Source organism: Sphingobium sp. RAC03 (assembly GCF_001713415.1).
In the GTDB taxonomy this organism is placed as follows: Bacteria; Pseudomonadota; Alphaproteobacteria; order Sphingomonadales; family Sphingomonadaceae; genus Sphingobium.
This window is the reverse complement of record NZ_CP016456.1, coordinates 201,463-225,545: the sequence shown is the minus strand read 5'-3', so window position 1 is coordinate 225,545 and position 24,083 is coordinate 201,463. Positions and strand designations below refer to the sequence as shown.

The following is a 24,083-nucleotide window of genomic DNA, read 5'->3' as shown; positions in this document are numbered from 1 at the left end:
CGGAATGCCCGTATCTTGCCCATTGCCCGTGCCGTTCGTCACGCTATGGTCGCGCTTTCCTTCTATCGGCGAGATCATGACACTTCCCTGGCTGCTTCCGCTCTTCGTGCTGGCCCTTGGCTATCTGCTTGGCTCTATCCCCTTTGGCCTGGTGCTGACGCGCCTCACCGGGGCGGGGGATTTGCGGCAGATCGGGTCGGGCAATATCGGCGCGACCAATGTGCTGCGGACCGGGCGCAAGGGGCTGGCGGCGGCGACCTTGCTGCTGGATCTGCTCAAGGGCGCGGTGGCGGTGCTGATCGGCGCTGCGCTTATCGAGGGTGGCGGACCGATGGCGGGCGCGATGGCGTTTATCGGCCATTGCTACCCGGTCTGGCTGCGCTTTGCCGGGGGCAAGGGCGTGGCGACGATGATGGGCGTGGTGACGGCGCTCCATTGGCCCGCCGGGTGCATTTTTGCTGCGGTGTGGCTGGCTGCGCTGTTCGGAACGAAATGGTCGTCGGTCGGCGGCATGGCGGCAGCGGTCAGCGCGCCGATCGCTTTGTGGTTCATGGGGCGGATCGACCTGGTGCCGGTGACGCTGGCGCTGACGCTGATCCTGCTGTGGCGGCACCGCGCCAATATCGCGCGGCTGATGCAGGGCACGGAGCCGAAGATCGGAGCCGCGAAGGAATGAGCGAGGGGGAGCGGTTCGACCGGCTGCGGCTGATCCGATCGCCCCGGATCGGACCGGTCAGCTATCGGCAATTGCTCGCCCGTTTCGGCACGGCCGGCGCAGCGTTGCGCGCCATCCCTGACTTGGCGGCGCGCGGTGGCGGCAAGGCCAGCGTGGCGGACGCGGGCGCGGTGGAGCGGGAGATTGCCGCGTCGCAGGCTTTGGGCGCACGCTATTTGATGATGGGCGATGCGGACTATCCCGCGCTGCTCGACCAGATGGAGGGCGCGCCGCCTGCGCTGATCGTGCGCGGCAGTGCGGCGCTGGCGGAGGGCCAATGTATCGCGATGGTCGGCGCGCGCAATGCGTCGGCGGCGGCGGTGCGCTTTGCGCGGGTTTTGGCGCAGGACTTGGGGCAGCGCGGCGCAGTGGTCGTGTCAGGGCTGGCGCGCGGCATCGACACGGCGGCGCATCAGGGATCGGTAGCGACCGGGACGATCGGCGTCATCGCCTGCGGGCTGGACGTCGTATTCCCGCCGGAAAATCGCGACTTGCAGGCGCAGATCGCGGACGAAGGTCTGCTGGTGACCGAACATCCCCCCGGCACCCAGCCACTGGCCCGCCATTTTCCGGCACGCAACCGCATCATTGCCGGACTGGCGCTGGGGACCGTGGTGGTCGAAGCCGCGCCCAAGTCCGGCTCGCTCATCACCGCGCGGCTTGCGGGAGAGGCTGGGCGCGAGGTGATGGCCGTGCCCGGCTCTCCGCTCGACCCGCGCGCGCAGGGATGCAACCAGTTGATCCGCGACGGCGCGACGCTGATCCAGAATGCGGCCGACGTGCTGGAAGCGGTCGGCCAGATCGACCCGCGCATGGTGCGACAGGGCAGCTTCGACTTTGCGGGCGAACCCGTGTCGAGCGACGTCGCGGCGGGCGAACGCGACGCGGTGATCGCGCTGCTCAGCCATGCGCCCGCGCCGGTCGATGACCTAATCCGGCTGAGCGGCTTTAGTCCGGCGGTCGTGCAGACGGTCCTGCTGGAACTGGAACTTGCCGAGCGGCTTGATCGGTTGGCGGGCGGACGGGTGAGTTTGCGATAGACAAGGCTGCCATCCACGCTAGCCATCCTTGCCAAATTTTGCCAAATCCGCTATGTCGCGTGCCATGAGCACGATGAACATTTCCTTGCCTGAAACCCTCAAGACATTTGTCGATCAGCAGGTCTCAGGCCGCGGCTTTGGTACCAGCAGCGAATATGTGCGGGAACTGATCCGCAAAGATCAGGACCGGCAGAATCTGCGCCGTCTGCTGCTCGATGGTGCGGCCAGTGCCCCGACCCAAGCTGTCGATGAAAGCTATTTTGCCGATTTGCGTGATCGCGCTCGCCTTTCGCGCGCAAAATGAGGGCCAAGCTGGTGGTGCCCCGCGCACTGGCGAGAAGCGACGTCGAGGAAGCGGTCGATTACTATCGTGAAGAAGCCGGGGAGGATGTCGCGCTGCGCTTCATCGAGGCATTGAGCCAGGCCTACAAGATGATAGCGGCCCGTCCAGGTAGCGGGTCGGCGCGCTATGCCCACGAATTGGACCTGCCGGGTTTGCGGACCCGCAAGCTCGTTCGCTTCCCCTACCTTATTTTCTACATGGAGCAACCAGGCCATATCGATGTCTGGCGCGTACTGCATGCCCAACGGGATATTCCGCGCTGGATGAGCCAAGCGGTTTAGGATCGATGGTCATCATCAGGTAGCCTGACAGGCGCGTCTTCGCTCTCAGCGGGCGGTAGGGGCTGGCCATCCCCCGTCATCTCCCCTAATCACACGCACCGCTTGACGCCCGCCGTCATCGCCTTCCAGACTCGCGCGTACGTGTGAGGCATCAAAGTTCGGGGCCGTAAATGCAGCTTGTCATCGTTGAATCGCCGGCCAAGGCGAAGACTATCGAAAAATATCTGGGCGGGGATTTCCATGTGCTCGCCAGCTATGGCCATATTCGCGACCTGCCTGCGAAGGATGGGTCGGTGGACCCGGACGACGGCTTTGCGATGTCGTGGGAAAATTATGGCGACAAGGGCAAGCAGCTCAAGGCCATCAGCGATGCCGCCAAGAAGGCTACGCGCCTCATCCTCGCGACTGACCCTGATCGCGAAGGGGAAGCGATCAGCTGGCATGTGCAGGAAGTGCTGCGCGCCAAGAAGGCGCTGCCCGCCGTCGTGGACCGGGTGACGTTCAACGCGATCACCAAGGCGGCGGTGCTGGACGCGATGGCCAAGCCGCGCGCGCTGGACGAGGATCTGATCGACGCATACCGCGCACGCCGGGCGCTCGACTATCTGGTGGGCTTCACCCTGTCGCCGGTGCTGTGGCGCAAGCTGCCCGGTGCCAAGTCGGCGGGCCGCGTGCAATCGGTCGCGTTGCGGTTGGTGGTCGAGCGCGAGCGCGAGATCGAATCCTTCAATCCGCAAGAATATTGGTCGGTCACGGCGGAGATGGAGCAGGACGGAACCGCCTTCACTGCGCGCCTCGTCCGGTGGAAGGGCGAGAAGATCGAGCGGCTGACGATCGGCAAGGAAGGCGACGCGATGGCCGCCAAGGCCGATGTCGAAGCCGGACGCTTCACCGTCGAACGGGTCGAGACCAAGCCGCTTACCCGCAACCCGCCGCCGCCTTTCACCACTTCGACGATTCAGCAGGAAGCGGCGCGCAAGCTCGGCTTCTCGGCCAGCCATACGATGCGGATCGCGCAGCAGCTCTACGAAGATGGCGCGATCACCTATATGCGAACCGATGGCGTGCAGATGGACGGCAGCGCCATTTCCGCCGCGCGCGCCGCGATCGCGGCGCGCTATGATGGCGGCTATGTGCCGGACAAGCCACGTATCTATCAGACCAAGGCGAAGAATGCGCAGGAAGCGCATGAAGCCATCCGCCCGACCGATTTTTCGCGCGACAAGGTGGGCAGCGGCGACCATTCGCGCCTCTACGACCTGGTGTTCAAGCGCGCGCTCGCCAGCCAGATGGCGTCGGCACGGCTGGAACGCACCACCATCGACATGAACGACGCCACCGGCACGCATACGCTGCGCGCTACGGGGCAGGTGGTGATCTTCCCCGGCTTCCTTGCTTTGTATGAGGAAGGGCGCGACGACAGCGACGACGAAGACGGAAAGTTGCTGCCCCGCATGGCGGAAGGCGATGCGCCTGCGAAGAAGAAGGTCATGGCGGACCAGCATTTCACCCAGCCGCCGCCGCGCTATTCCGAAGCCAGCCTCGTCAAGCGGCTTGAGGAGCTGGGGATCGGGCGTCCGTCCACCTATGCCTCGACGTTGCAGGTGCTCAAGGACCGCGACTATGTGCGGATCGAGAAGAACCGCTTTTTCGCCGAGGAAAGCGGGCGGCTGGTAACGGCCTTTCTGGAGCGCTTTTTCGAACGCTATGTGTCCTATGATTTCACCGCGGGCCTGGAGGACGAGCTGGACGATATTTCCGGCGGTCGTGCCCAGTGGCAGGAAGTGCTCGAAGCCTTTTGGCGCGATTTCAAGCCCAAAACGGCCGAAATCATGGAGCAGAAGCCGTCGGACATCACCGCCGAACTGGACAAGTTCCTCGAACCCATGCTGTTCCCGCCTAAGGCCGATGGCAGCAATCCGCGCGCCTGCCCACTGTGCGCGGACGGGCAATTGTCGCTGCGCGGCGGCCGGTTCGGCGCGTTCATCGCCTGTTCCAACTATCCCGAATGTAAATTTACGCGGAAATTCGGTCAGCCGGGCGGCAAGGATGGCGAAGATACAGGGCCGGAGGTGCTGGGCCAGCATCCCGAAACCGGGCAGGACATCGTCAAGAAGGTCGGTCGCTTCGGCCCCTATATCGAGATGGGCGAGGGCAAGGAGGCCAAGCGCGGATCGATCCCCAAGGATCTGCCCGATGGCGAATTGACGCTCGATTGGGGCATCAAACTGCTGAGCCTGCCGCGCGAAGTCGGTTTGCATCCCGAAACCGGGCTGCCGATCGTGGCGAATATCGGCCGCTTCGGTCCCTATCTGCTGCATGACGGCAAATATGGTCGCCTGGCCAATACCGCCGAGATTTTCGAAGTCGGCATGAACAGCGCGGTCGTGAAGCTGGCCGAGGCCGCGACGCGCGGGCCGCGCAGCGCCGGGCGCGAGCCGTTGAAGGTGCTGGGTGCCCATCCGCGCACCGAGCTGGAAATCAAGCTGATGGAAGGGCGCTACGGCGTCTATGTCACGGATGGCACGACCAATGCGACCCTGCCCAAGACGATGGACAAGGATGCACTGACGCTGGAGGAAGCCGCGCAGCTGATCGATGCCCGTGCGGCGGCGGCTCCGGCGAAGAAGGGCGCGAAAAAGAAAGCTCCGGCGAAGAAGGCAGCGCCCAAAAAGGATGCGGCCAAGAAGGACGGGGCAGCAAAGAAGCCCGCTGCCAAGAAGGCACCGGCCAAGAAGAAGGCGGCCGCGGCGGAATAAGCGCGCACCGTCAGGCGGCGAGGCGCACCTGGTTGCGCCCGCCGGTCTTGGCGGCATACATGGCCATGTCCGCGCGGTGCAGGCTGACCTCGATCGCCGCCGTCGGATCGCCCGCGCTCAGGCCAATGCTGGCGGTCGCGCGTACGATTCGGCCTGATGGCGCACGCACGCGGAGCGCCTGGATGGATGTACGAACATGTTCCGCGCGCCGCACCGCTTGGGCGCTGTCACACCCGGTCAGGCAAATGGCAAATTCCTCGCCCCCCAATCGGCCGCAGATCGCGTCGGGGTGCAGCGATTCGCGGATCGCCTGGCCGACCGCCTGCAACACCGCGTCACCGGCCTGATGGCCATGATCGTCGTTGAATTGTTTGAAATGGTCGATGTCGATCAACAGATACCAATTGCCCGGCTGACCATGAGCGACGCTCGCCCGATCGAAAAAGGCATTGCGCGTCAGCAACCCGGTCAGACCATCAATCTGCGCCAGGCGGGCCAGCTCGGCGACGCGCTGCTCCAATTGTTCGCGCAGATGCCGGTTCTCCTCCGCCTGACGGGTCAGGAGCAGGCAGACCGGCGTCGACAGGCTGCTGGCGCAGAATATGCCGACCAAGAAATAGCGCGCCGGAATGAACATGCCGGGGATCGCCGAGACCAACGCCATGATGACCACTGTGCCCACGATTGAGATGATGACGCAGCAGGCGATTTTCCGTTTCGGACCCATGAGACGGGTGCGTAACGACAGAAGGTAAATAAGCTATTCCCGTTAAGGGAAGGACTATTATTCCACCCAGTCGAGGCCGATGTCGCGATAGATGCCGCGATCATTTTCCCAGTCTTCCTTGACCTTCACATGCAGATACAGGTGGACCTTGACCCCCAGCAACGCCGCCAGTTCCTCGCGCGCCTTCGACCCGATTTCCTTCAGGCGCTGGCCACCTTTGCCCAGCACGATCGCGCGCTGCGTCGGGCGGCCGACCAGGATCTGCTGGTGGATTTCGACCGATCCGTCCGGCCGTTCCTTATATTGCTCGGTATCGACGGCGGTGGCGTAGGGCAGTTCGGCGTGCAACTGATGATAAAGTTGCTCGCGCGTGATTTCGGCGGCCAGCATCCGGTCGGTGGCGTCGGACACTTGGTCCTCCGGGAAATGCCATGGACCTTCCGGCATGGCGGCGGCGAAGGCAGCCTTGAGTTCGGGCAGGCCATCGCCGGTCGCGGCCGACACGAAGAAGATTTCGTCGAAGCCCAGCGTCTCGTTCAGCTTCTCGGTATGGACGAGCAGCTTTTCCTTGATGGCGATATCGACCTTGTTGAGGATCAGCCATTTGCGTTCGCTGCGATGCTTGAGCGATTCGATGATCGGCTCCAGCTTGGGGCCGCGCCCGGCCTTGCCATCCACCACCATCGCAATCAGGTCCGCACCTTGTGCGCCACCCCACGCCGCCTGCACCATCGCGCGGTCCAGCCTGCGTTTGGGCGCGAAGATGCCGGGCGTATCGACCAGCACGATTTGCGCATTGCCCTCGATCGCGACGCCCATGACGCGGGTGCGGGTGGTCTGCGCCTTGGGACTGGTGATCGCCACCTTCTGCCCCACCAGCGCATTGACCAGCGTGGACTTGCCCGCATTGGGCGCACCGACAACGGCAATGACGCCGCAGCGCTGATTGGTTTCTGAAACTTCCAAGCCGTCCAAAATATACTCCGTTCGCCCTGCGTCCAAAGGCGCAGTCATGATTGTTGTCGTCATGCCAGCGAAAGCTGGCATCTCACTGCCCCCTATGGAGAAAGCGAGATCCCAGCATTCGCTGGGATGACGGAAGATGCTTATAGTAGCGGGGTCTGATGATCGAGGAAACTACCCCGCCAACTTCTCCAGCAGCGCCGCCGCTGCCGCGGTTTCCGCTTCCTGCTTGGACCCGCCGGTCGCGCTTGCCTCGCCCGCGCCCTTGATGCTGACGGTCACGGTGAAGCGCAGCGCATGGTGCGGGCCGGATCGGTCCATCATCACATATTCGGGCGGCTTGCGCTTGTTGGCGGCGGCCCATTCCTGCAGCGCGGACTTGGGATGGCGCGGCGCGGCGGTCTGGGTATCGACCCGGTCGGCCCACAGGCGGCGGACCAGCGTGCGCGCTTCCTCCAGCCCGCCCTCCAGATAGAGCGCGCCGATCAGCGCTTCCATCACGTCGCCCAGCACATTGTCGCTATTGGCCGCGCCATCGTCGCGCGCCTGCTTGCCCAGCACCAAATGGGTCGGCACGCCCGCCGCGCGCGCCACCTCGGCACAGGTTTCGCCCGACACCAGCGCGTTGAACCGGCGCGACAGCTTGCCTTCAGGCTCACCGGCAAAGCGTTCATACACCCATTCGGACACCAGCAGGCCCAGCACCCGGTCGCCCAGAAATTCCAGCCGTTCATAATTGTCCGGCTTGGCGCTGCCATGGGTGAGCGCCTGGTGGAAGGGTGCGGGATCGCGCGGCGCGCGGCCGATCAGCGCCTTTAGCCAGCCCGTCGTATCAGGCCCATGGACGCTCAATTTCAAAAGCCTTCCCCGATGCGGCTCCAGCGCGCGGCGGAAATCCAGGTCCAGGGCAGCAGCCAATTGGCGCTGCCGTCGGTGGAGAAGACCGAAATCATCGCCTTGCCGACCAGATTTTCCTCCGGCACCAGCCCGATGCCGCCGCCTTCGACCGCCGGGAAGCGGCTGTCGGCGCTGCGATCGCGATTGTCGCCCATCATGAAGAGATGGCCTTCGGGCACCAGCACCGTGTCGCGATCGTCCGCCGCGCCGTCGGGCACGAGGTCGAGGACATTATAGCTGCGCGCGGGATAATCCTTGCCCGCAGGCAGCGTCTCGCGGAATTGGGGGTAACGGCACTGCTTGCCGCCGCCCGCCGCCGGTTCCTCGAAATCGGGTCGATAGCAAGGCGACACTGCGCCTTCCTTGGCAGCGGCGTCGATCATGTTCGGCGTCACCGGAATGACGAGGTCGGCGACCTTCTGCTTGGGCACCGCAGCGCCGTTCAGATAGACCGTACCGCCGCGCACGGCGATCATGTCACCGGGCAGGCCGATGACGCGCTTGATATAGTCATTCTTCTGGGTCGGCGGTGCCTTGAACACCACGACATCGCCGCGTTCGGGCGTGGCGGCGAAGATGCGGCCGGGGATCAGCGGGACGCTGAACGGCAGCGAATAGCGCGAATAGCCATAGGGCCATTTCGCCACCAGCAGATAGTCGCCGATCAGTAGCCGTGGCTGCATCGATTCCGATGGAATGTTGAACGGCGAAATGATGAAGCTGCGCAGGATGAAGACGAACAGGCCCAGCCTGGCGAGGAACCATAGGAAGTCCCGCGTTTCCGATTTTGCAGTCATGGGTGGTCGTCTTGTCCCTTGGATGCGCCGACAACGCGGCCGTGGCGGCTTGTGAAGCCTGGCGTCGGGGACGTCAAGCATGTCCTTGACCATGCAAAGCGCGCAAAAATTGGGTAAGGACAGGAAGAATCGACCGGTGCAGCGTCGATCTCGACCAACGTCATAGGGGACCATCGCATGCCCAGCACTGCACTGGCGGCCATCGCCGCACTGCCTATCGCCGATCTCAAGTCCATTTTCACGACCGATCCCGACCGCCTGTCCAAACTGGTCCTGTCGCAGGGACCGATCCGGTTCGACTGGTCCAAGACCCATCTGACCGACGAGCTGATCGCGCACTATCTCGACCTGGCCCAGGATCAGGGCTTCGCCGCGCGCCGCGATGCGCTGTTCGCGGGTGAGGCCGTGAACAACACCGAAGGCCGCGCGGCCGAACATACCGCCGAGCGGGGCGAGGGCAAGGCCGACAGCGTGGCGCAGGCCAAGGCGCTGCACAACCGCATGCGCGCGCTGATCGACGCGATCGAGGCGGGCGCGCTGGGCGAGATCCGCCACATATTGCATATCGGCATCGGCGGGTCGGCGCTCGGCCCCAAGCTGATCGTCGACGCGCTCGATGGTGATGGCGTGCGTTATGATGTGGGGATCGTCTCCAACGTCGATGGCACAGCGCTGGAGCGGGCGATCGAGGGCTTCGACCCGCACACTACGCTGATCGCGATCGCCTCCAAGACCTTCACGACCAGCGAAACCCTGTTGAACGCGGCGAGCGCGATCAACTGGATGGTCGAAGGCGGCGTGGACGACCCCTATGGCCGCGTGATCGCGCTGACCGCCGCGCCCGACAAGGCGATCGAATGGGGCGTCGATGAAACCCGCATCCTGCCCTTCGCCGAATCAGTGGGCGGGCGTTATTCGCTCTGGTCCTCGATCGGCTTTCCCGCCGCGCTGGCGCTGGGCTGGGATGCGTTCGAAAGCCTGCTGGAGGGCGCGGCCGAGATGGACCGCCATTTCCGCCTGTCCGCTCCAAATGAAAATATCCCGCTGATCGCCGCCTTCGTCGATCAATATTATAGCCGCGTCATGCACTGCCAGACCCGCGCTCTGTTCGCCTATGACGAACGGCTGGCGCTCTTGCCCTCCTACCTCCAGCAACTGGAGATGGAGAGCAACGGCAAGGCGGTGCAGCTTGACGGATCGCCGGTGGACGGTCTCACCGCTGCCATCACCTGGGGCGGGGTCGGCACCGATGCCCAGCATGCGGTGTTCCAGTTGCTGCACCAGGGGACGATCCTCTCGCCGGTCGAATTCATCGCCTCGATCGAGCCGGGCCATGCGCTCGACCCGGCGCATCATCGCGCGCTGCTGGTCAACTGTTTCGCGCAGGGCGCAGCGTTGATGCGCGGCAAGGACAATGACGCCGACCCGGCCCGCGCCTATCCCGGCAACCGGCCATCGACCACGATCCTGCTCGAAGACGTCACGCCCCATGCGCTGGGCGCGCTAATCGCCTTCTACGAGCATCGCACCTTCGCCAACGCCGTGCTGATGGGCATCAACCCGTTCGACCAGTTCGGCGTGGAACTGGGCAAGGAAATCGCCAAGTCGATCGAGGCCGACGGTGCCAAGGGGTTCGACCCCTCGACCATGGCGCTGATCGAACTGGCGCTGGGCGGGGACTAGACGAGTAGATCCGTTCGTTTCGAGCGAAGTCGAGAAACGCTGACGCAGCGCTTCTCGCTTCTCGACTTCGCTCGAAGCGAACGGCATTGGTTTGCTCAAAAGAAGCAAGATTCCCGTTTGTAACTCAGGTGCCCACCCGCCATATCTCCCGCAACCAAGCGGAGGCCAGGCATGAGCGACTATGATTTCGACCTTTTCGTCATCGGTGCAGGATCGGGCGGCGTGCGCGCCTCCCGCGTGGCAGCGGGGCATGGCGCGAAGGTCGCGGTGGCCGAGGAGTTTCGCGTCGGCGGCACCTGCGTCATTCGCGGCTGCGTGCCCAAAAAGCTGCTTATCTATGGCGCGCATTTCGCCGAAGATTTGAAGGACGCGCGCCGCTTCGGCTGGAACGTGCCCGATTGCGGGTTCGAATGGGCGACGCTGCGCGACAATGTGCTGGGCGAGGTCGACCGGCTCGAAGGCCTCTACAAAAATACGCTCAGCAGCCACAAGGTCGAGATGATCCCCGAACGCGCGACCGTGACCGGCCCGCACAGCGTCAAGCTCGCCAGCGGCCGCGAAGTCACGGCGAAATATATCCTCATCGCCACCGGTGCCTGGCCGATCCTGCCGGATATCGAAGGGGCGGAGCATGGCATTACCTCCAACGAGGTGTTCCATCTCGACCAATGCCCCAAGCGCATCGTCATCGTCGGCGGCGGCTATATCGCCAATGAATTTGCGGGCATCTTCCATCAGTTCGGCAGCCATGTGACCATCGTCAATCGCTCCGGCACGCTGCTGCGCGGCTATGACGAACAGATTCGCGATCGGCTGCTCCAGATTTCCATGACCAAGGGGATTAATTTCCGCTTCAATGCGAAGATGGAGAAGATTGAGAAGAAGGAAGACGGCACGCTCTGCGTCCGCTTCAAGGATGGTGATCCGGTCCCGGCCGACGTCGTGCTGTTCGCCACCGGGCGCAGGCCGCATACCGAAGGGTTGGGATTGGACAGCGCGGGCGTCGATCTGGCCGACAATGGGGCGATCAAGGTTGACGAGTATAGCCGGTCGAGTTGCGAGAGCATCTATGCGGTGGGCGATGTCACCGACCGGCTGCAACTGACCCCCGTGGCGATCCGTGAGGGTCATGCTTTCGCCGACACGGTATTCGGCGACAATCCGCGCACGGTCGATTATGACTGCGTGCCCTCGGCCGTGTTCAGCCATCCACCCTTGGCGGGCGTTGGCCTCACCGAAGCGCAGGCCAAGAACAAGCTCGGCACGGTGCGGGTCTACACGTCCGATTTCCGGCCGATGAAATATGTGCTGGCAGGCCGTGAGGAGCGGGCGCTCTACAAGATGATCGTGGACGCGACGACGAACAAGGTGGTCGGCCTGCACATGATCGGCCCCGACGCGCCGGAAATATTGCAGGCGGCTGCGGTGGCGGTGAAAGCCGGCCTCACCAAGCAGGATTTCGACGACACCGTCGCGCTGCACCCCAGCATGGCCGAAGAACTGGTGTTGCTGAAATAATCAGTTCGCGCTGAGCGTAGCGAAGCCACTTCACCTAGATCAGTGGAGGGCTTCGACAAGCTCAGCCCGAACGGATTTTTCAGATTGCAGCGAAGGTCACCACCAGCGCGTCGCGCCAGGCGGGGCGGGCGGGGTCGTGCGGGTGGATTTCGGTTACGCCATGCAGGATGCGGCGATCGTCGATCAGCATGGCGTCGCCCGGCTGCGCCAGCATGAATTCGCCGATCGGCGTGCCGTCTGGCGCGCCGATGCGGGTGACGCCTTCGCGCACATTGTTGCGCTCGACGAGCATAACGAAGACGTGATCGACGCCATCTCTATGCAGCCCTTCGGGGGTCGGGCGGCCGACTTCATCGGGCTTCGCCTCGATGCGGAACTGGTGCATTTCGACATGCCAGCGACCCTGCGCCGCTGGGTCGAATTGGGCCGCGCACAGGGCGAAGATGGCCTGGCAGACCGGATTGTCGATGACCGCCTGTTCGACCGGATCAAACCAGCGCTGCACGTCGCCGTTCAGCCGATTATAGTCGCGGCTCTGATAGTGGGGCTGGTGCGGCATCCGCGCGAACGCGCCCTGGTCGCACAGGAAGACGGCGTGGCGGCGGCGGCGATAGCGGCCGCCATCGGCCATGTAGAGATCGGGGCCGAGATCGTTCCAGCTGGTGGCGAAGGCGCGCCAATCGGCGGCATCGGCATGCAGCCGCGCGATCGTGTCGTGCCCCTCCAGCCGGGCATAGCCGATGGCGGTCATGCTGTCGCTAAGGGCGCTATCGGGCAAAGGCGGGTGGTTGGTCATGCAAGGGGCCATAGTGCCCCCCGTCAACGAACGACAGGGCCATTTGCCCCCAGCCGGATCGCGCGCGTCAATGGCGGAAGAAGAGCGTCAGCGAGGCGACATGATTGACGGCGGTGCGCCCGCCGCGTTGATCGACCACTTGCGCCAGATAGCCGACCTCCGCCGTGGAGGCGCCGGGCAGGCCCAATTCCACCCCGACGAAGCCGCGCGCCTGATCGAAGCCGCCTTTGACGCCCCAGTCGGTGTCGTTGAGTGCGACGAAGCCTTCGGCATAGACCAGCGCGTTGACCGCATCGCTGCCCGGCCGCAGCGGCTTTTCGTAGCGGAGCATTTCACGAACCCGCCAGCCCATATCATCGCCGTCCGATCGCCAGCGCTGTTCCAGCCGGGTGCGCGACATGAGTTCGCCGCCCCAGGGCTTGCCGAGCGTCCAGTTGAGTTGCTGGAAGCTGCGATCCTCGTTCACATCCGCGCCGTTTTCGACCGGCGAGACGATATGGGCATAGCCCTGATAGACGGTGACGGTGGGGGATAATTTCCAGCCCAGCGCGCCGCGAAAGATCGCCTGATTGACCCGCGACACGCCATCGCCGATGCGCGGCTGGATTTCGGCGAAATAGACGAGGTCGCCCTTTACCGATCCCATCGCGGTCAGGTTGAGCCAGACCTGTTCATCCTGGCTGGTCTGTGCCTGGGCCGGTGTCGCCGCGGCGATGAATAGCGCGGACAGGATGAGGGGTAGGCGGCGCATCGGCGCTCCTTTATTAAAATTGGCGCTGGGTCAGCGTCAGGTAATGACGCTGGGCTGGTCCATGCCGGTATAGCCCGCAATGTCCGCCACTTCCTGCGCAGCGGCGATCAGCGGGGCGAGGGCGTCGCCTGTTGCCATGCCAAGGTCGCCATCGGTGCCGACATAGCGTTCGAGATAGACGCGCAGGGTCGCGCCTTCGGTGCCGGTGCCTGACAGGCGGAACACGACGCGCGATCCGTCGGTGAACAGGATGCGGACGCCTTGGTTGCGGCTGACCGACTGATCGGTGGGATCGGTATAGGCGAAATCGTCGGCGCTCTTGATCGTGCCGCCGCTGTTGGTGGTGCCGGGCAGGCTGTCGAGCGAGGCGCGCAACGCCGCCATCAGCGCGTCGGCCTTGTCCTTGGCGATGGCTTCATAGTCGTGGCGGGCATAGTAATTGCGGCCATAGGTCGCCCAATGATCGGCCATGATCGCAGCGACGCTTTCGCCGCGCACGGCCAGGATGTTGAGCCATAGCAATACCGCCCAGATGCCGTCCTTTTCGCGAACATGGTCAGAGCCAGTGCCCGCGCTTTCCTCGCCGCAGATGGTCGCCATGCCCGCGTCGAGCAGGTTGCCGAAGAATTTCCAGCCGGTGGGCGTCTCATAGAGCGGCACGCCCAGCTTCTCGGCCACCCGGTCGGCCGCGCCGCTGGTCGGCATGGAGCGGGCGATGCCCTTGAGGCCCGCCGCATAGCCGGGCGCGAGATGGGCGTTGGCTGCGAGGACCGCGAGCGAATCCGACGGCGTCACATAGCAATGCCGCCCGATGATGAGATTGCGGTCGCCATCGCCGTCCGACGCTGCGCCGAAATCGGGCGCGTCCGGGGCCATCATGCGGTCGTACAATTGCTTGGCATGGACGAGGTTCGGGTCGGGATGATGATGGCCGAAGTCCGGCAAGGGCGTGCCGTTCATCACCGTGCCCTGCGGCGCGCCGAGCCGCTTTTCGAAAATCTCGACCGCATAGGGACCAGTCACCGCGCTCATCGAATCGAAGGCGAGGGTGAAACCATCGGCGATCTTCGCGCGGATCGCGGCGAAATCGAACAGGCTTTCCATCAGGTCGGCATAGGCCGCGACGGGATCGACCACGTCGACGGTCATGCCGCCCAGCGTGGCCGTGCCGATCGTGTCGAGATCCATGTCGGGGGCGTCGAGGATCTTGTAGCTGTCTATCGACAGGGTGCGCTCGATGATCGCGTCGGTTACCTTTTCAGGCGCCGGGCCGCCATTGCCGATATTATATTTGATGCCGAAATCTTCGTCCGGGCCGCCCGGATTGTGACTGGCGGACAAGACGAGGCCGCCAAAGGCACCCGACGAGCGTATAAGGTGCGAGGCGGCTGGGGTGGACAGGATGCCGCCCTGGCCCACCAGCACGCGGCCAAAGCCATTGGCCGCTGCCATTTTCAGCACGATCTGGATGACTTCGCGATTGAGATAGCGCCCGTCGCCGCCGACGACCAAGGTCTGCCCGGCAAAACCGTCCAGGCTGTCGAACACCGACTGGACGAAATTTTCCGCATAATGGGGCTGCGCGAAGATACGCACTTTCTTGCGCAGGCCCGACGTGCCGGGCTTCTGGTCCGTGAAGGGCTGGGTCGAAACGGTCTGGATCACGCGGGCATCCCTTTAGTGTCGGTTCTTGTCTCTATGGCCCGGCTGGACGGACCTTTTCAATCCAGCATGTTCAACGCTTTTGTGCAAACCAGATGACATGGCGTGGCCCCTTGCCATTGTCGCGCGCGCGCACGGCGACTTCATCGACGGCAAATCCGGCGCTGGCCAGACGGCGGGTGAAGGCATCGTCCGACCCGGCCGACCAGACCGCGAGGATGCCGCCGGGCGTCAACGCGGCCCGCGCCGCCGCCAGCCCGGTCGCGCTGTAGAGCCGGTCGTTGGCGGCGGCGGTCAGGCCGTCCGGGCCATTGTCGACGTCGAGCAGGATGGCGTCATAACAGGCCCGGCCCGCGGCGATGACGGGGACGACATCGCCCATCAGCAGATCGACGCGCGGGTCATCGAGGCAGCCATCGGCCAATTCCGCCATCGGCCCGCGTGCCCAGTCGATGATTTCGGGCACCAGTTCCGCGAGCGTGATGCGCGCATCCTGCCCCAGCACGCCGAGCGCCGCGCGCAGGGTGAAGCCCATGCCATAGCCGCCGATCAGCAGATGGGGGGCCTTGCGCCCCGCCAGCCGCTCGATCGTCATCAGCGCCAGCGCCTTTTCGGAGCCGCTCATCCGGCTGCTCATCAATTCATTGCGGTCGAGCACGATCATGAAATCGCCACCACGCCGGTACAGCATCAGTTCCTGCCCCCCAGGCACGGCGGCGGACCCCAGAAATTCGCGCGGCGTCATGATCGATCCTTTGGTGATGGCGTTGTGGCGCGCATGGCAGCTTGGCGTGCGTCGCGCAAATGCTACGGCGCGTCGCACGGCATGGCATGTGGGCGGCGGCGATGCTATCGGCCCTGTCCTATCGGACACGGACAAGGCAGTTCTTCTTTTCATGCGCTATTTTCTCGACACCGAATTTAACGGCTTTGGCGGCGTGCTGATCAGCGTCGCGCTGGTGCCCGAACATGCGGATGACGAGGAATTCTATGTCTCGCTGCCGCTGCCCGATGATGTCGAACCCTGGGTCGCGCAGCATGTCGTCCCCTATCTGCGCCATGTGCCGCCGGGCATCGATCTGGAATTGAACCGGGTGGAGGCGGCCGACCATGTCGCGGCCTATCTGGAAGGGGATAGCGATCCCGTCATCATCGCCGATTGGCCCGAAGATCTCGCGCATTTCTGTGCGCTGCTGGTGACGGGGCCAGGACAGATGGCGGGGGTCGATTTCGGGCTGCGGCTTGAACTGATAAACGCGGCGGGGTTCAGCGCGGCGGCCAATAGCCGGGTGCCGCACAATGCCCTGCATGATGCGCGGGCGTTGCGCGATTTTTACATGGCGGACTGACGGCCCCGGCGCGCGCGTTCCAATAGCCAGAGCAAGGCGCTGGTGATCAGCCAGGCGAGGGCGAAGGGCCAGGACGGGCCGGGTGCACTGTCGCCAGCCCGGTCGGTCGTAGTTGGCGGGCGCAGCGCGAGCATGGCGGCCCGATCCCGCGCGGCGCGCATCGCGGGCAGGGCTTGGGCGGGATAAATATAGAAGGACTGGCCGGTGCCTGTCCGGTGCCAGCCAGCGCTATCGGGCCAGAAGGCCGCGCAGCCCTGCACCGGCAATATCGTTGCGCGCCGTCCATCGGGGCGCTCGATCGGCGTCGGGGCGGACAGGCCGCACAGGGTCAGGCGTTCGTTTGCCCAGCCGATCAGGCCAGACTGCTGCCCGCCAGAGGCCGGGCGGATGACGGTGCGCAGCAGGGCGTTCCACCAATCATTATGCAGCGCACGATGGCCGGTCAGGGTCAGCGCATAGCTGTCCACGCCCGCAAACAGGGCGATGCGCCCGGTGCCGATCGCGCGCCACTGGGCGAGCGGTGCGTCGCTGGCGTCCTGCAACAGCGTGGGTGCCTGCGCGGCGGGGGCGAGGGGCAGGCGACTGATATCGGGCAGCAGATCGTCGGGCGTGGCGATATCGACCGGCGCGTCCGTGCTGCCGATGCCAAGACGGGTGCTGCTCAGCGCGGGCGCGGCGACTTTGGGCAGGGCGACGGGGGCGAGATCGCCGCCGCCGATGCCGAAGCCCAGCGCGCGCCATTGCGCGCGTGTCGCGCCGTCGATCGGCCCGCTGGGGCGCAGGACCAGCCCCAGTCCTTCGCGCGCTGCGCCGAGCAAGACGCCGCGCTGCGCCGCCCAACTGCGATCATCGACGATGGCGAGGTCGAACCGCCGCAGCGTTGCGCCGTTGATGGCGATGGCGGGATCACCCAGCGCTATGCCGCCGCCCGCGCTCATTTGCGTCGTGACCGTGAAGCCTGCATCGGTGGCCCAGCGGCGCAGATATTTGACCTCCGGCCCCGGTGCGGCGGCCAGGATCAGCAGGCGCGGGGCGGCGCTGTCGGTTACCAGCAGCGGGACGGCGGCTTGCTCGACCATGCGCTGTCCATCCCGCACGCGCAGGGTGAAGGCGGTGGTTCCGGCGGCGCGGGCGGTGCCGGTCAGGGTGAAATAGCCGTTCGCATCGGGCGTGGCGCTATCGGTCACGCGCCCGGCGGGATCGAGCAGGTCGATGGTCGCGCGGGGGAGGGCCGTGAGTTGGCCACCCACGCGGAACGCTTCGCCCGGCGCGATGCTGCGGGGCGGGGCGATGTGGCTGATGCCGGGACGGGGCGAGGGCGGGGTGAAGCGAACCGCGACGGCGCGCGCAGCTTCCAGATCGCGGGGGGGCAAGCCTTCGCCCAGCACGGTGATGGTGCCGACAGCGGGATGACGGCGCAGGGCGGTGGCAAAGTCGGGGGCGCTTTCGTCGCCGCTGATGGCGCCGGCTTCGGGGAGGATGACGAGCGGCGCGCCCGGCGTCGCCGCAGCCAAGCGCGGCGTTCCGGCGGTCGCGATGCGCAGGGTGTCGGCCGTCGTCGGGGTCGGCGGCGGGTAGAGCGTCAGGAACAGGAGGCCTGCGCAGAGCGGCTGGAGCAGGAGCAAGGCCGCCAGCCGCCATGGCGCGGACGGACTGGACCGCTGCCACAGGATCAGGCGCAGCGCGGCCATCAGCACGGCAAGGATCAAAAGGGCGGCGACGATCCGTTCGATGGTCATGGTGCGGCTCCCTCGATCGCGCGAAGATAGCGCGTGCCATTGGCGTCGGGCGCCACGCGGCGGGCCGGGCGAGCGGGCGGGCGTTCCATCGCCGTCCATAGCAATCCGCGCAACTTCGTCCGGCAGGGCGCGCAGTCAGGGTCGCGCCGCACCGCGTCGAGCGCGCCCGACAGCGCGAGTGGGTCGGGCAGGCGGGCGGCTTCGCTGCGCACCCAGCGGTCGAGCGCATCAAGCGCGATTGGTCCCCGGATCGCGCCCGGCCCATCGCCCAACGCGCGCCAGGCGGCGGCGGCCGGGCCATCGCCGCGCTCGATCGGCGCGACCGCCAGCGTGCGGCTGGCCGCGCCTTCGCGCTTGCCGGTCATGCGGCGGCTGGGGTCGATCGGCGGGAGTTCCGGCCCGACGCGCGACAGGAAGATGCGGGTCGCCTGCTGCACCTCCTTGATGAAGCGGAGCGCGCGATAGGCGAAGGGGAGGGCGAGATCGGGATGCCCTTGCCGCAAATGCACTTCGGATTGCCACATTTCATCGACGGCATTTTTGAGGATGGCGCGGGTTTCGGGGTCGAGGCTGGACGCTGCGCTGTCGTCATGGGGATGGCCATAATCGGCCAGCACATCTTCGGCGACGCCAAAGCCCGGTGCGGGTTGGCGCGGGGGACCATGATCATGGCCGTCGCCGTCATGATGGGTTTCCGCGTCGGCGGTGGGGAGTTGCGGCTGGGCCGATTCCTCGCCGCCCAGAAACTGGCTGTAGCGGCCGCGCAAAATCTGCTGATCGGTGCCGATGCTGGCGGAACGGGCGAGATAGCGGTCGGCGCTGAGGCGGGACTTTTGCTTGAGCAGCGCTTCGGCGTCGATGATGATCTGCCGCTGGCTGCGGAAATAGGCGGGCAGGACGGTGTTGACCATGCCCTCCAGCCCGCTGCCTTCGGGTTGCTGCGCCGATGGCCAGCGCAGGATCAGGCTGGGGCTGCGCGCTTCCTGCGGGGTGGGGCTGCGATTGTCGCGCACGACGAGTTGCACGACCATGTCGCTGCCGGGGCCGAAGCCCAGCGCGCCGAAATCGAGGCGCGGGGTGAAGCGCCGGTCGCGCGCCGGGCCGCTGCCAGTGACGGCGATCTCACGTTCGGTGAAGGTTACATTTTCGCCCTCGCCGATGGCCAGCGTGATGCGCAGCCGGGCGCTGGCGGCCACGCCATAATCGTCGGTCGCGGCAAAGGCGGGGGACCAGCTGCGCTGTCCGCGCGTCACCAGGGTCAGGCTGGCCTTCGGGCTGATGGCTTTCACCTGCGGCACGGCGTCGGCGATGGCATCGATACGGTGCAGCGGCGGGGTCGGGCCGCGCCCGGCAGCGGGGTCGACACGGTAGAGGAAGGCGGCGTCCGCCGTGCGGCTGGCGATCCAGTCTTCGCCGTCGCGGCGCAGCGCGAGCGGTTGGCCGCCGAGCATCAGGAGGCGCGGGACGCTGGCTTGCGGATCGAAGCGCAAGGTCCATTCTAGCCGCGATCCGTGCGGTACGCGGGCGTCGAGCGATTGGGAGTCGCGCACCGGCAGGCCGGTATAAGCGGGCGGGAGGATGCGGAGATTTTGTGCGACGAGGCGGGGGATGCCGGGCGTTGCCGCGACGCCTTCGCTGGCGGGGGCGAGGGTGGGCGGACCTTCGCCGGGCCGAGGCCAGAGCAAGGCGAGCGCGACGATGATCAGGGCGGCGATGGCGGTCAGGGCGATGCTCCGCCGATGCCAGTCGGGGGCCAGTTGGTCGGGCTTGTCGGCGTCGATCCGGGTGGTCAGGCGCGCACGCTGGAGCCGCTGGAGCGGGCCGAGGGTGGCAACGTCGGCGAACAGCAGCGCGGCACTGTCTTCCATGTCGGGGCGGCGGGCATCGAGTGTGCGGATCAGCCAGTCCTGGTCGAACCGGGCCGTCAGCCGGAGCGCGACGAGCAGCGATAGGGTCAGGCCCACCGTGAGGGCTGCGATCGCCGCGCCGATCCCCGCCAGCCGCCAGGCCACGGCACCCGCGCCGATCGCCAGCGGTGTGCCGATAGCGATGGCGTTCAGGAACGCGCGTGTGCGGGCCGGGGCCGTCCATGGACGGGTGAGGGCGGTGGCGCTCATGGCGATACGCCCCGGCTGCGGCGGGTGGCGAGCCAGCGTTCGGCGATCAGCAGCAGGGCGATGAGCAGCGCCAGCCAGGGGCGGAGCGGTTCAGGTTGCTGGTCATAGGCGCGTCCGCCGGGGAGCGGCGCATAGTCGGCAGCGGCGACGCGCGCGGGCGGCGAGAGAGCAGGCGCGAGTAGGCGGCGCAATTGCGCGGGGAAATCGCCGTCCAGCAGGGCGGGCATGTCGGCGGGGCGTAGCGGCCGGGTGAAGCGGAGCCATCGGCCTGCGCCCAGCGGTGCGCCCTCGACCAGCGGTATGCCCAGTGCATCGCGCCAGTGGGGCGCGGGGGTGGCTTTCGGTGCGGTGGCGTCGCTGGCGATCAGGGCCGTGCCGCCTTGGGTGACCCAGTCTGTGACGCTGTCGGGCAGGGTGCCGCCTGCGAGCCAGATCAACACATGCTGGCGGTCGGGCAGGGGGCTGTCGAGCGGGGCGCTGTCGATGGGGCGTTCGGTGGGCTGCCAGCTCATCGCGGCGGCGCGCAGATAGCGTAGGGCTGGGCGATGTGCGGCGTCGTAGCGGATGGCGACGGTTGGGGCGGGGGCGGCTGCCGTCTTGGGCGAGGCCATGGTGCCGGGACCGATGCGCCAGTCGACCTTGCGCGACAGGTGCAGGCGGGCGGCATCCGCGCCGTCGATGACCTGCGGCGTGAGGATGGTGAGCGGCGTTCCGGTGGGCAGATCGGCGTCGAGCTGGCGGATCAGGCTGGCGACGGGCAGGGGGCCGGTGGGGGCGGCCTCTTCGATCGACGGAAAGCCGGGGGCGAGCCAATGGACTCGCGCATCCGTGAATTGCGCGCGATCGATCTGCGCGCCGGGGACGACCGCGACATAGGGCGTGTCGTCGCCTGCGCCGGACAGGACCGGCTGCGCCAGCCATAGCGCGACCAGCGCCAGCAGCAGGAGCCGGAGTAGCAGCAGCGGCCATTCGTCAAAGCGCAGGCGCGACCGGGGCCGGGGTTTCGACCGCAACCAGCGCAATGCGGCGAAGTCGGTCGGCAACTGCTCGCTCTTGCGCGCGATGTGGATGGCGAGCGGCACCAGCAAGGCGAGCAGCGCCGCCAGCGCGGCGGGAAAGAGCAGGCTGAACCCCATGGTCAGACCGCCGCGAACAGGCGGCGCAGCGGCAGGTCGACTGGCTCGTCCAGCATATGCGCGACATGGACCACGCCCGCCGCGTCCAGCCGGGCATGGAGCGCGGCGCGCGCTTCGCCGAAGCGGGCCAGAAATTCGGCACGCAGGGCAACGCCATCGGCGAGCAGTTCCTCGCCGGTTTCGGGATCGCGAAAGCGATAGCCGCCGGTGAAGGGGAAATCGCGCTCGGCGAGCGTCAGCATCTCGACCACCAGCGTCTCGCGTCCGGCGGCGGCCAGCTTCTCGACCAGCGCGACCGCGCCTTCATCGAAACAGTCGCTCAGCAAGATGACCAGATCATGCGCGCCGATCCGCTCCCACACGGGAGCAAGCTGCTCTTCGGGCGGGAAGCCCGTGGCGGTGCGCAGCGCCAGCAGATCGAGCAGCAGCCGGTCACGCTGACGCAGGCCCGTGGCGGGGGGGAGCAAAGTGAGGCCTGCATCGCCCAGCGCCATCAGCCCGAACCGGTCGCCCTGCTGCATCGCCAGTTCGCCGATCGATGCGGCCATCGCCTTGGCAGCATCGAAGCGGCTATAGTCGGGGCGGCTCGCATCGGCTTGGCCCATCGAGGCGCTGGCGTCGATGAGGATCCAGATCGCGACCGGGCTTTCGCGCTCGGCTTCCCGCACGAAGAATTTGTCCGAGCGGGCGTAGAGTTTCCAGTCGATCTGGCGCAGTTCGTCGCCCGGCTCATAGGCGCGATATTGGGCGAATTCCAAACCCGCGCCGCGGCTGTGGCTTTGGTGCAGGCCGATGCCATGCTGCCCGACCGCGCGCCGCGTGACGAGGCGCAGGCTTTTCAGCCTGCGACGGACATCGGCGGGGATCAGGTCGGCCATGGTGCGCGATCAGGCGAGCGGCACGGCGCGCAGCAGCGAGGCGATGACATCGTCGGCGCTGCGCCCCTCGGCCTCGGCCGCGAAGGACAGCAGCAAGCGATGGCGCATCACCGGCGCGGCCAGCGCGACAATATCGTCGCGGGTGGCGGCGAGGCGACCCTGCAACAGCGCGCGCGCCTTGGCGGCCAGGATCAGCGACTGGCCCGCGCGCGGGCCAGCGCCCCATTTGACGTAGCGGGCGATGTCGTCGGGCGCGCCTTCGCCGGGACGGCTGGCGCGGATGATCCGCGTCACCCAGTCGAGCAGCTCGTCGCCGAAATGCACGTCGCGCACCAGCTTCTGCAGCGCCAGCACTTCCTCGCCCGCCATCACGGCGGGGACGGTGCCGGGCTTGGACCCGGTGGTTTGCGCCAGGATCGCGCGCTCCTCCGCTTCGCTGGGATAATCGACGCGGATATGCAGTAGGAAGCGGTCGAGCTGGGCTTCGGGCAGGGGGTAGGTGCCTGCCTGCTCCAGCGGGTTCTGCGTCGCCAGCACGAAGAAGGGGGCGGGCAGGCGGTGCGTGACGCCGGCATAGCTGACCGTCTTTTCCTGCATCGCCTCCAGCAGGGCGGCCTGAGTCTTGGGCGGGGTGCGGTTGAGTTCGTCGGCGAGCAGCAAATTGGTGAAGACCGGGCCGGGCTGGAAGCGGAAGCTGCGATGGCCGGTGCCATGGTCTTCTTCCAGCAATTCGGTGCCCAAAATGTCGCTGGGCATCAGGTCGGGGGTGAACTGGACGCGGCGGAAGTCGAGCTTGAGCGCTTCGCCGAGCGAGCGGACGAGCAGGGTCTTGCCGAGACCCGGCACGCCTTCGAGCAGGCAATGGCCACCAGCGAGCAGGCCGATCAGCAATTGTTCGACCACGTCGGCCTGGCCAACGATCGCCTGACCGATCGCCGCGCGCAATTGGGTAAGCGCGGCCAGGCGCGTCTGAATTTCGGCTTCGGTGAGGTCGGTCATTGGGCTTCCTAACTTAAAGGCCGTCATCCCCGCGCAGGCGGGGATCCATCTCCGGCGCTATCTCTTGGCGCGCTGGTGGGAGATGCGTTCCCGCCTGCGCGGGAATGACGAAGGCAAAGGGCAGAACGAGGATCAAACCGACAGCGCATACATCACGATATTGACCGCGAACTTGGTGTTGTCTTCGGCCAGGAAGCGTTTGTTGCGCCAGTCATAGTCCCATTCGCAGCCATAATCCTTGTTGCTGTAAAGAACGCCCAGTCGGCCATTTACCTCTATCCCCTTGAGATAATCATGGACCAGATCGTCGCCCCAGCCATTGAGTTCGAGGCCGGTATTGGGTGGCCCGTCGAAGGTGAAGAAGCTGCGATAAAGGGCGTGGTTCTTGGGCAGCGTCTTCATCGCCTTGGCCCCGAAAATCTTGGCCATCTGCGCTTCGAACGAGCGGGCGAACAGGCCGTCAATGTCGTGGTTGCAATCGTCCACCAGAACGAAGCCACCATTGCGGACATAGCGTTCGAAATTGCGCCGCTCGGCAGGGGAAAATTCGACCAGCTTGTGCCCGGCGAGGTAACAGAAGGGCGCAGTCAGCATCTTGGGGTCCGACAGGGCCAGGACATGCTCCTTCGGATCGACCCGCAAGGTCGTATAGTCGATCAGCGAGGTGATGACGTTGGACGGCATCCGCTGATCGACATCCCAGTCGCCCGAATCATAGCGCAGCCGCGTGAACCAGAAATCATAGCCCCCGGCAGCAGCGAGCGGCCGGGCCAGCAATGCGCTGGCCAGGCCGCCTGCCATTAGCCGGAGGAAATCGCTGCGGGTCATGCGTCGAACATCACCGATCCTCCCCTGGAAGGGGAGGTGTCTGGCGTAGCCAGACGGAGGGGTGTCACGCTATCGATAGGGTGACACCCCTCCGTCAGCACTTCG

General features: G+C 66.0%; 22 protein-coding genes. 8 read left to right on the top strand and 14 right to left on the bottom strand.

All coding sequences use genetic code 11. From position 1 onward, the window contains the following. Positions 1 to 76 precede the first annotated feature (76 nt). The 5 genes from plsY to topA all read left to right on the top strand — a co-directional run bounded on the left by plsY (position 77) and on the right by topA (position 5,138). Positions 77 to 676 (top strand): glycerol-3-phosphate 1-O-acyltransferase PlsY, encoded by a 600-nt coding sequence (gene plsY / locus BSY17_RS05695; protein WP_069066810.1) that lies wholly within the window; start codon positions 77 to 79, stop codon positions 674 to 676. Further along, positions 673 to 1,755: a DNA-processing protein DprA gene (gene dprA / locus BSY17_RS05690; RefSeq protein ID WP_069064767.1), complete on the top strand. Its 1,083-nt coding sequence runs from the start codon at positions 673 to 675 to the stop codon at positions 1,753 to 1,755. The genes plsY and dprA overlap by 4 nt, the downstream gene beginning before the upstream one ends. A 73-nt stretch (positions 1,756 to 1,828) precedes the next feature. Continuing rightward, entirely contained in the window at positions 1,829 to 2,059 is a 231-nt protein-coding gene (locus tag BSY17_RS05685; RefSeq protein ID WP_443019539.1) for a ribbon-helix-helix domain-containing protein, read from the top strand. After that, a complete protein-coding gene (locus BSY17_RS05680; RefSeq protein ID WP_069064765.1) occupies positions 2,056 to 2,379 on the top strand; it encodes a type II toxin-antitoxin system RelE/ParE family toxin in 324 nt (107 codons plus the stop codon). The genes BSY17_RS05685 and BSY17_RS05680 overlap by 4 nt, the downstream gene beginning before the upstream one ends. Positions 2,380 to 2,549: 170 nt before the next feature. Next, positions 2,550 to 5,138 carry a type I DNA topoisomerase gene (topA, locus tag BSY17_RS05675; protein ID WP_069064764.1) on the top strand — a complete coding sequence of 863 codons (2,589 nt, stop codon included), beginning with the start codon at positions 2,550 to 2,552 and terminating at the stop codon, positions 5,136 to 5,138. A gap of 10 nt (positions 5,139 to 5,148) precedes the next feature. Here topA and BSY17_RS05670 read toward each other — a convergent pair whose 3' ends face one another. The 4 genes from BSY17_RS05670 to lepB all read right to left on the bottom strand — a co-directional run bounded on the left by BSY17_RS05670 (position 5,149) and on the right by lepB (position 8,522). Next, complete coding sequence (locus tag BSY17_RS05670) at positions 5,149 to 5,820, bottom strand: GGDEF domain-containing protein (RefSeq protein WP_171899192.1); 672 nt, start codon at positions 5,818 to 5,820, stop codon at positions 5,149 to 5,151. 102 nt (positions 5,821 to 5,922) lie between these two features. Then, a complete protein-coding gene (gene era, locus BSY17_RS05665) occupies positions 5,923 to 6,831 on the bottom strand; it encodes a GTPase Era (protein WP_069066809.1) in 909 nt (302 codons plus the stop codon). Between the two features lie 171 nt (positions 6,832 to 7,002). Then, on the bottom strand, positions 7,003 to 7,686 hold the full coding sequence (rnc, locus tag BSY17_RS05660) for a ribonuclease III (RefSeq protein WP_037476311.1): 684 nt from the start codon (positions 7,684 to 7,686) through the stop codon (positions 7,003 to 7,005). After that, the gene (lepB, locus tag BSY17_RS05655) at positions 7,683 to 8,522 is read right to left on the bottom strand and encodes a signal peptidase I (RefSeq protein WP_069064762.1); all 840 of its coding nucleotides are present in this window, start codon (positions 8,520 to 8,522) and stop codon (positions 7,683 to 7,685) included. The genes rnc and lepB overlap by 4 nt, the downstream gene beginning before the upstream one ends. Positions 8,523 to 8,699: 177 nt before the next feature. Between lepB and pgi the strand changes: the two genes are divergently transcribed. Together pgi and gorA are read left to right on the top strand one after the other, a co-directional pair. Then, the gene (pgi, locus tag BSY17_RS05650; protein ID WP_069064761.1) at positions 8,700 to 10,205 is read left to right on the top strand and encodes a glucose-6-phosphate isomerase; all 1,506 of its coding nucleotides are present in this window, start codon (positions 8,700 to 8,702) and stop codon (positions 10,203 to 10,205) included. Positions 10,206 to 10,376: 171 nt separating this feature from the next. Next, positions 10,377 to 11,723: a glutathione-disulfide reductase gene (gorA, locus tag BSY17_RS05645; protein WP_069064760.1), complete on the top strand. Its 1,347-nt coding sequence runs from the start codon at positions 10,377 to 10,379 to the stop codon at positions 11,721 to 11,723. Positions 11,724 to 11,802: 79 nt separating this feature from the next. Here gorA and BSY17_RS05640 read toward each other — a convergent pair whose 3' ends face one another. The 4 genes from BSY17_RS05640 to BSY17_RS05625 form a co-directional block, all read right to left on the bottom strand. Further along, a complete protein-coding gene (locus BSY17_RS05640; RefSeq protein WP_069064759.1) occupies positions 11,803 to 12,519 on the bottom strand; it encodes a 2OG-Fe dioxygenase family protein in 717 nt (238 codons plus the stop codon). Between the two features lie 67 nt (positions 12,520 to 12,586). Then, complete coding sequence (locus tag BSY17_RS05635; RefSeq protein ID WP_069064758.1) at positions 12,587 to 13,270, bottom strand: DUF2490 domain-containing protein; 684 nt, start codon at positions 13,268 to 13,270, stop codon at positions 12,587 to 12,589. Between the two features lie 36 nt (positions 13,271 to 13,306). Further along, entirely contained in the window at positions 13,307 to 14,935 is a 1,629-nt protein-coding gene (locus BSY17_RS05630; protein WP_069064757.1) for an alpha-D-glucose phosphate-specific phosphoglucomutase, read from the bottom strand. A 70-nt stretch (positions 14,936 to 15,005) separates the two neighbouring features. Further along, positions 15,006 to 15,677: a spermidine synthase gene (locus BSY17_RS05625; protein ID WP_069064756.1), complete on the bottom strand. Its 672-nt coding sequence runs from the start codon at positions 15,675 to 15,677 to the stop codon at positions 15,006 to 15,008. Between the two features lie 151 nt (positions 15,678 to 15,828). On the opposite strand from BSY17_RS05625, the gene BSY17_RS05620 reads away from it, so the two are divergent. Next, entirely contained in the window at positions 15,829 to 16,281 is a 453-nt protein-coding gene (locus BSY17_RS05620) for a hypothetical protein (RefSeq protein WP_037478656.1), read from the top strand. Here BSY17_RS05620 and BSY17_RS05615 read toward each other — a convergent pair. The 6 genes from BSY17_RS05615 to BSY17_RS05590 form a co-directional block, all read right to left on the bottom strand. Beyond that, positions 16,266 to 18,020: a hypothetical protein gene (locus tag BSY17_RS05615; protein ID WP_069064755.1), complete on the bottom strand. Its 1,755-nt coding sequence runs from the start codon at positions 18,018 to 18,020 to the stop codon at positions 16,266 to 16,268. The genes BSY17_RS05620 and BSY17_RS05615 overlap by 16 nt on opposite strands. Further along, positions 18,017 to 20,137, bottom strand: coding sequence for a DUF4175 domain-containing protein (locus BSY17_RS05610; protein ID WP_069064754.1), 2,121 nt, complete (start codon positions 20,135 to 20,137; stop codon positions 18,017 to 18,019). Before BSY17_RS05610 ends, BSY17_RS05615 begins: the two co-directional genes overlap by 4 nt. Continuing rightward, positions 20,134 to 21,273, bottom strand: a complete 1,140-nt coding sequence (locus tag BSY17_RS05605; protein WP_069064753.1) for a BatA domain-containing protein — start codon at positions 21,271 to 21,273, stop codon at positions 20,134 to 20,136. The genes BSY17_RS05610 and BSY17_RS05605 overlap by 4 nt, the downstream gene beginning before the upstream one ends. 2 nt (positions 21,274 to 21,275) lie before the next feature. Then, on the bottom strand, positions 21,276 to 22,151 hold the full coding sequence (locus BSY17_RS05600; protein ID WP_069064752.1) for a DUF58 domain-containing protein: 876 nt from the start codon (positions 22,149 to 22,151) through the stop codon (positions 21,276 to 21,278). A gap of 9 nt (positions 22,152 to 22,160) precedes the next feature. Further along, the gene (locus BSY17_RS05595) at positions 22,161 to 23,150 is read right to left on the bottom strand and encodes an AAA family ATPase (protein ID WP_069064751.1); all 990 of its coding nucleotides are present in this window, start codon (positions 23,148 to 23,150) and stop codon (positions 22,161 to 22,163) included. Positions 23,151 to 23,282: 132 nt separating this feature from the next. Beyond that, positions 23,283 to 23,978: a DUF4159 domain-containing protein gene (locus BSY17_RS05590; RefSeq protein ID WP_069064750.1), complete on the bottom strand. Its 696-nt coding sequence runs from the start codon at positions 23,976 to 23,978 to the stop codon at positions 23,283 to 23,285. Positions 23,979 to 24,083 lie beyond the last annotated feature (105 nt).

What these genes read in the sequence shown, in the direction of transcription:
- plsY (WP_069066810.1), top strand. Translation starts at nt 77, where the DNA reads ATGACACTTCCCTGGCTGCTTCCGCTCTTCGTGCTGGCCCTTGGCTAT.
- dprA (WP_069064767.1), top strand. Translation starts at nt 673, where the DNA reads ATGAGCGAGGGGGAGCGGTTCGACCGGCTGCGGCTGATCCGATCGCCC.
- BSY17_RS05685 (WP_443019539.1), top strand. Translation starts at nt 1,829, where the DNA reads ATGAACATTTCCTTGCCTGAAACCCTCAAGACATTTGTCGATCAGCAG.
- BSY17_RS05680 (WP_069064765.1), top strand. Translation starts at nt 2,056, where the DNA reads ATGAGGGCCAAGCTGGTGGTGCCCCGCGCACTGGCGAGAAGCGACGTC.
- topA (WP_069064764.1), top strand. Translation starts at nt 2,550, where the DNA reads ATGCAGCTTGTCATCGTTGAATCGCCGGCCAAGGCGAAGACTATCGAA.
- lepB (WP_069064762.1), bottom strand. Translation starts at nt 8,522, where the DNA reads ATGACTGCAAAATCGGAAACGCGGGACTTCCTATGGTTCCTCGCCAGG.
- pgi (WP_069064761.1), top strand. Translation starts at nt 8,700, where the DNA reads ATGCCCAGCACTGCACTGGCGGCCATCGCCGCACTGCCTATCGCCGAT.
- gorA (WP_069064760.1), top strand. Translation starts at nt 10,377, where the DNA reads ATGAGCGACTATGATTTCGACCTTTTCGTCATCGGTGCAGGATCGGGC.
- BSY17_RS05640 (WP_069064759.1), bottom strand. Translation starts at nt 12,519, where the DNA reads ATGACCAACCACCCGCCTTTGCCCGATAGCGCCCTTAGCGACAGCATG.
- BSY17_RS05635 (WP_069064758.1), bottom strand. Translation starts at nt 13,270, where the DNA reads ATGCGCCGCCTACCCCTCATCCTGTCCGCGCTATTCATCGCCGCGGCG.
- BSY17_RS05625 (WP_069064756.1), bottom strand. Translation starts at nt 15,677, where the DNA reads ATGACGCCGCGCGAATTTCTGGGGTCCGCCGCCGTGCCTGGGGGGCAG.
- BSY17_RS05620 (WP_037478656.1), top strand. Translation starts at nt 15,829, where the DNA reads ATGCGCTATTTTCTCGACACCGAATTTAACGGCTTTGGCGGCGTGCTG.
- BSY17_RS05615 (WP_069064755.1), bottom strand. Translation starts at nt 18,020, where the DNA reads ATGACCATCGAACGGATCGTCGCCGCCCTTTTGATCCTTGCCGTGCTG.
- BSY17_RS05610 (WP_069064754.1), bottom strand. Translation starts at nt 20,137, where the DNA reads ATGAGCGCCACCGCCCTCACCCGTCCATGGACGGCCCCGGCCCGCACA.
- BSY17_RS05605 (WP_069064753.1), bottom strand. Translation starts at nt 21,273, where the DNA reads ATGGGGTTCAGCCTGCTCTTTCCCGCCGCGCTGGCGGCGCTGCTCGCC.
- BSY17_RS05600 (WP_069064752.1), bottom strand. Translation starts at nt 22,151, where the DNA reads ATGGCCGACCTGATCCCCGCCGATGTCCGTCGCAGGCTGAAAAGCCTG.
- BSY17_RS05595 (WP_069064751.1), bottom strand. Translation starts at nt 23,150, where the DNA reads ATGACCGACCTCACCGAAGCCGAAATTCAGACGCGCCTGGCCGCGCTT.
- BSY17_RS05590 (WP_069064750.1), bottom strand. Translation starts at nt 23,978, where the DNA reads ATGACCCGCAGCGATTTCCTCCGGCTAATGGCAGGCGGCCTGGCCAGC.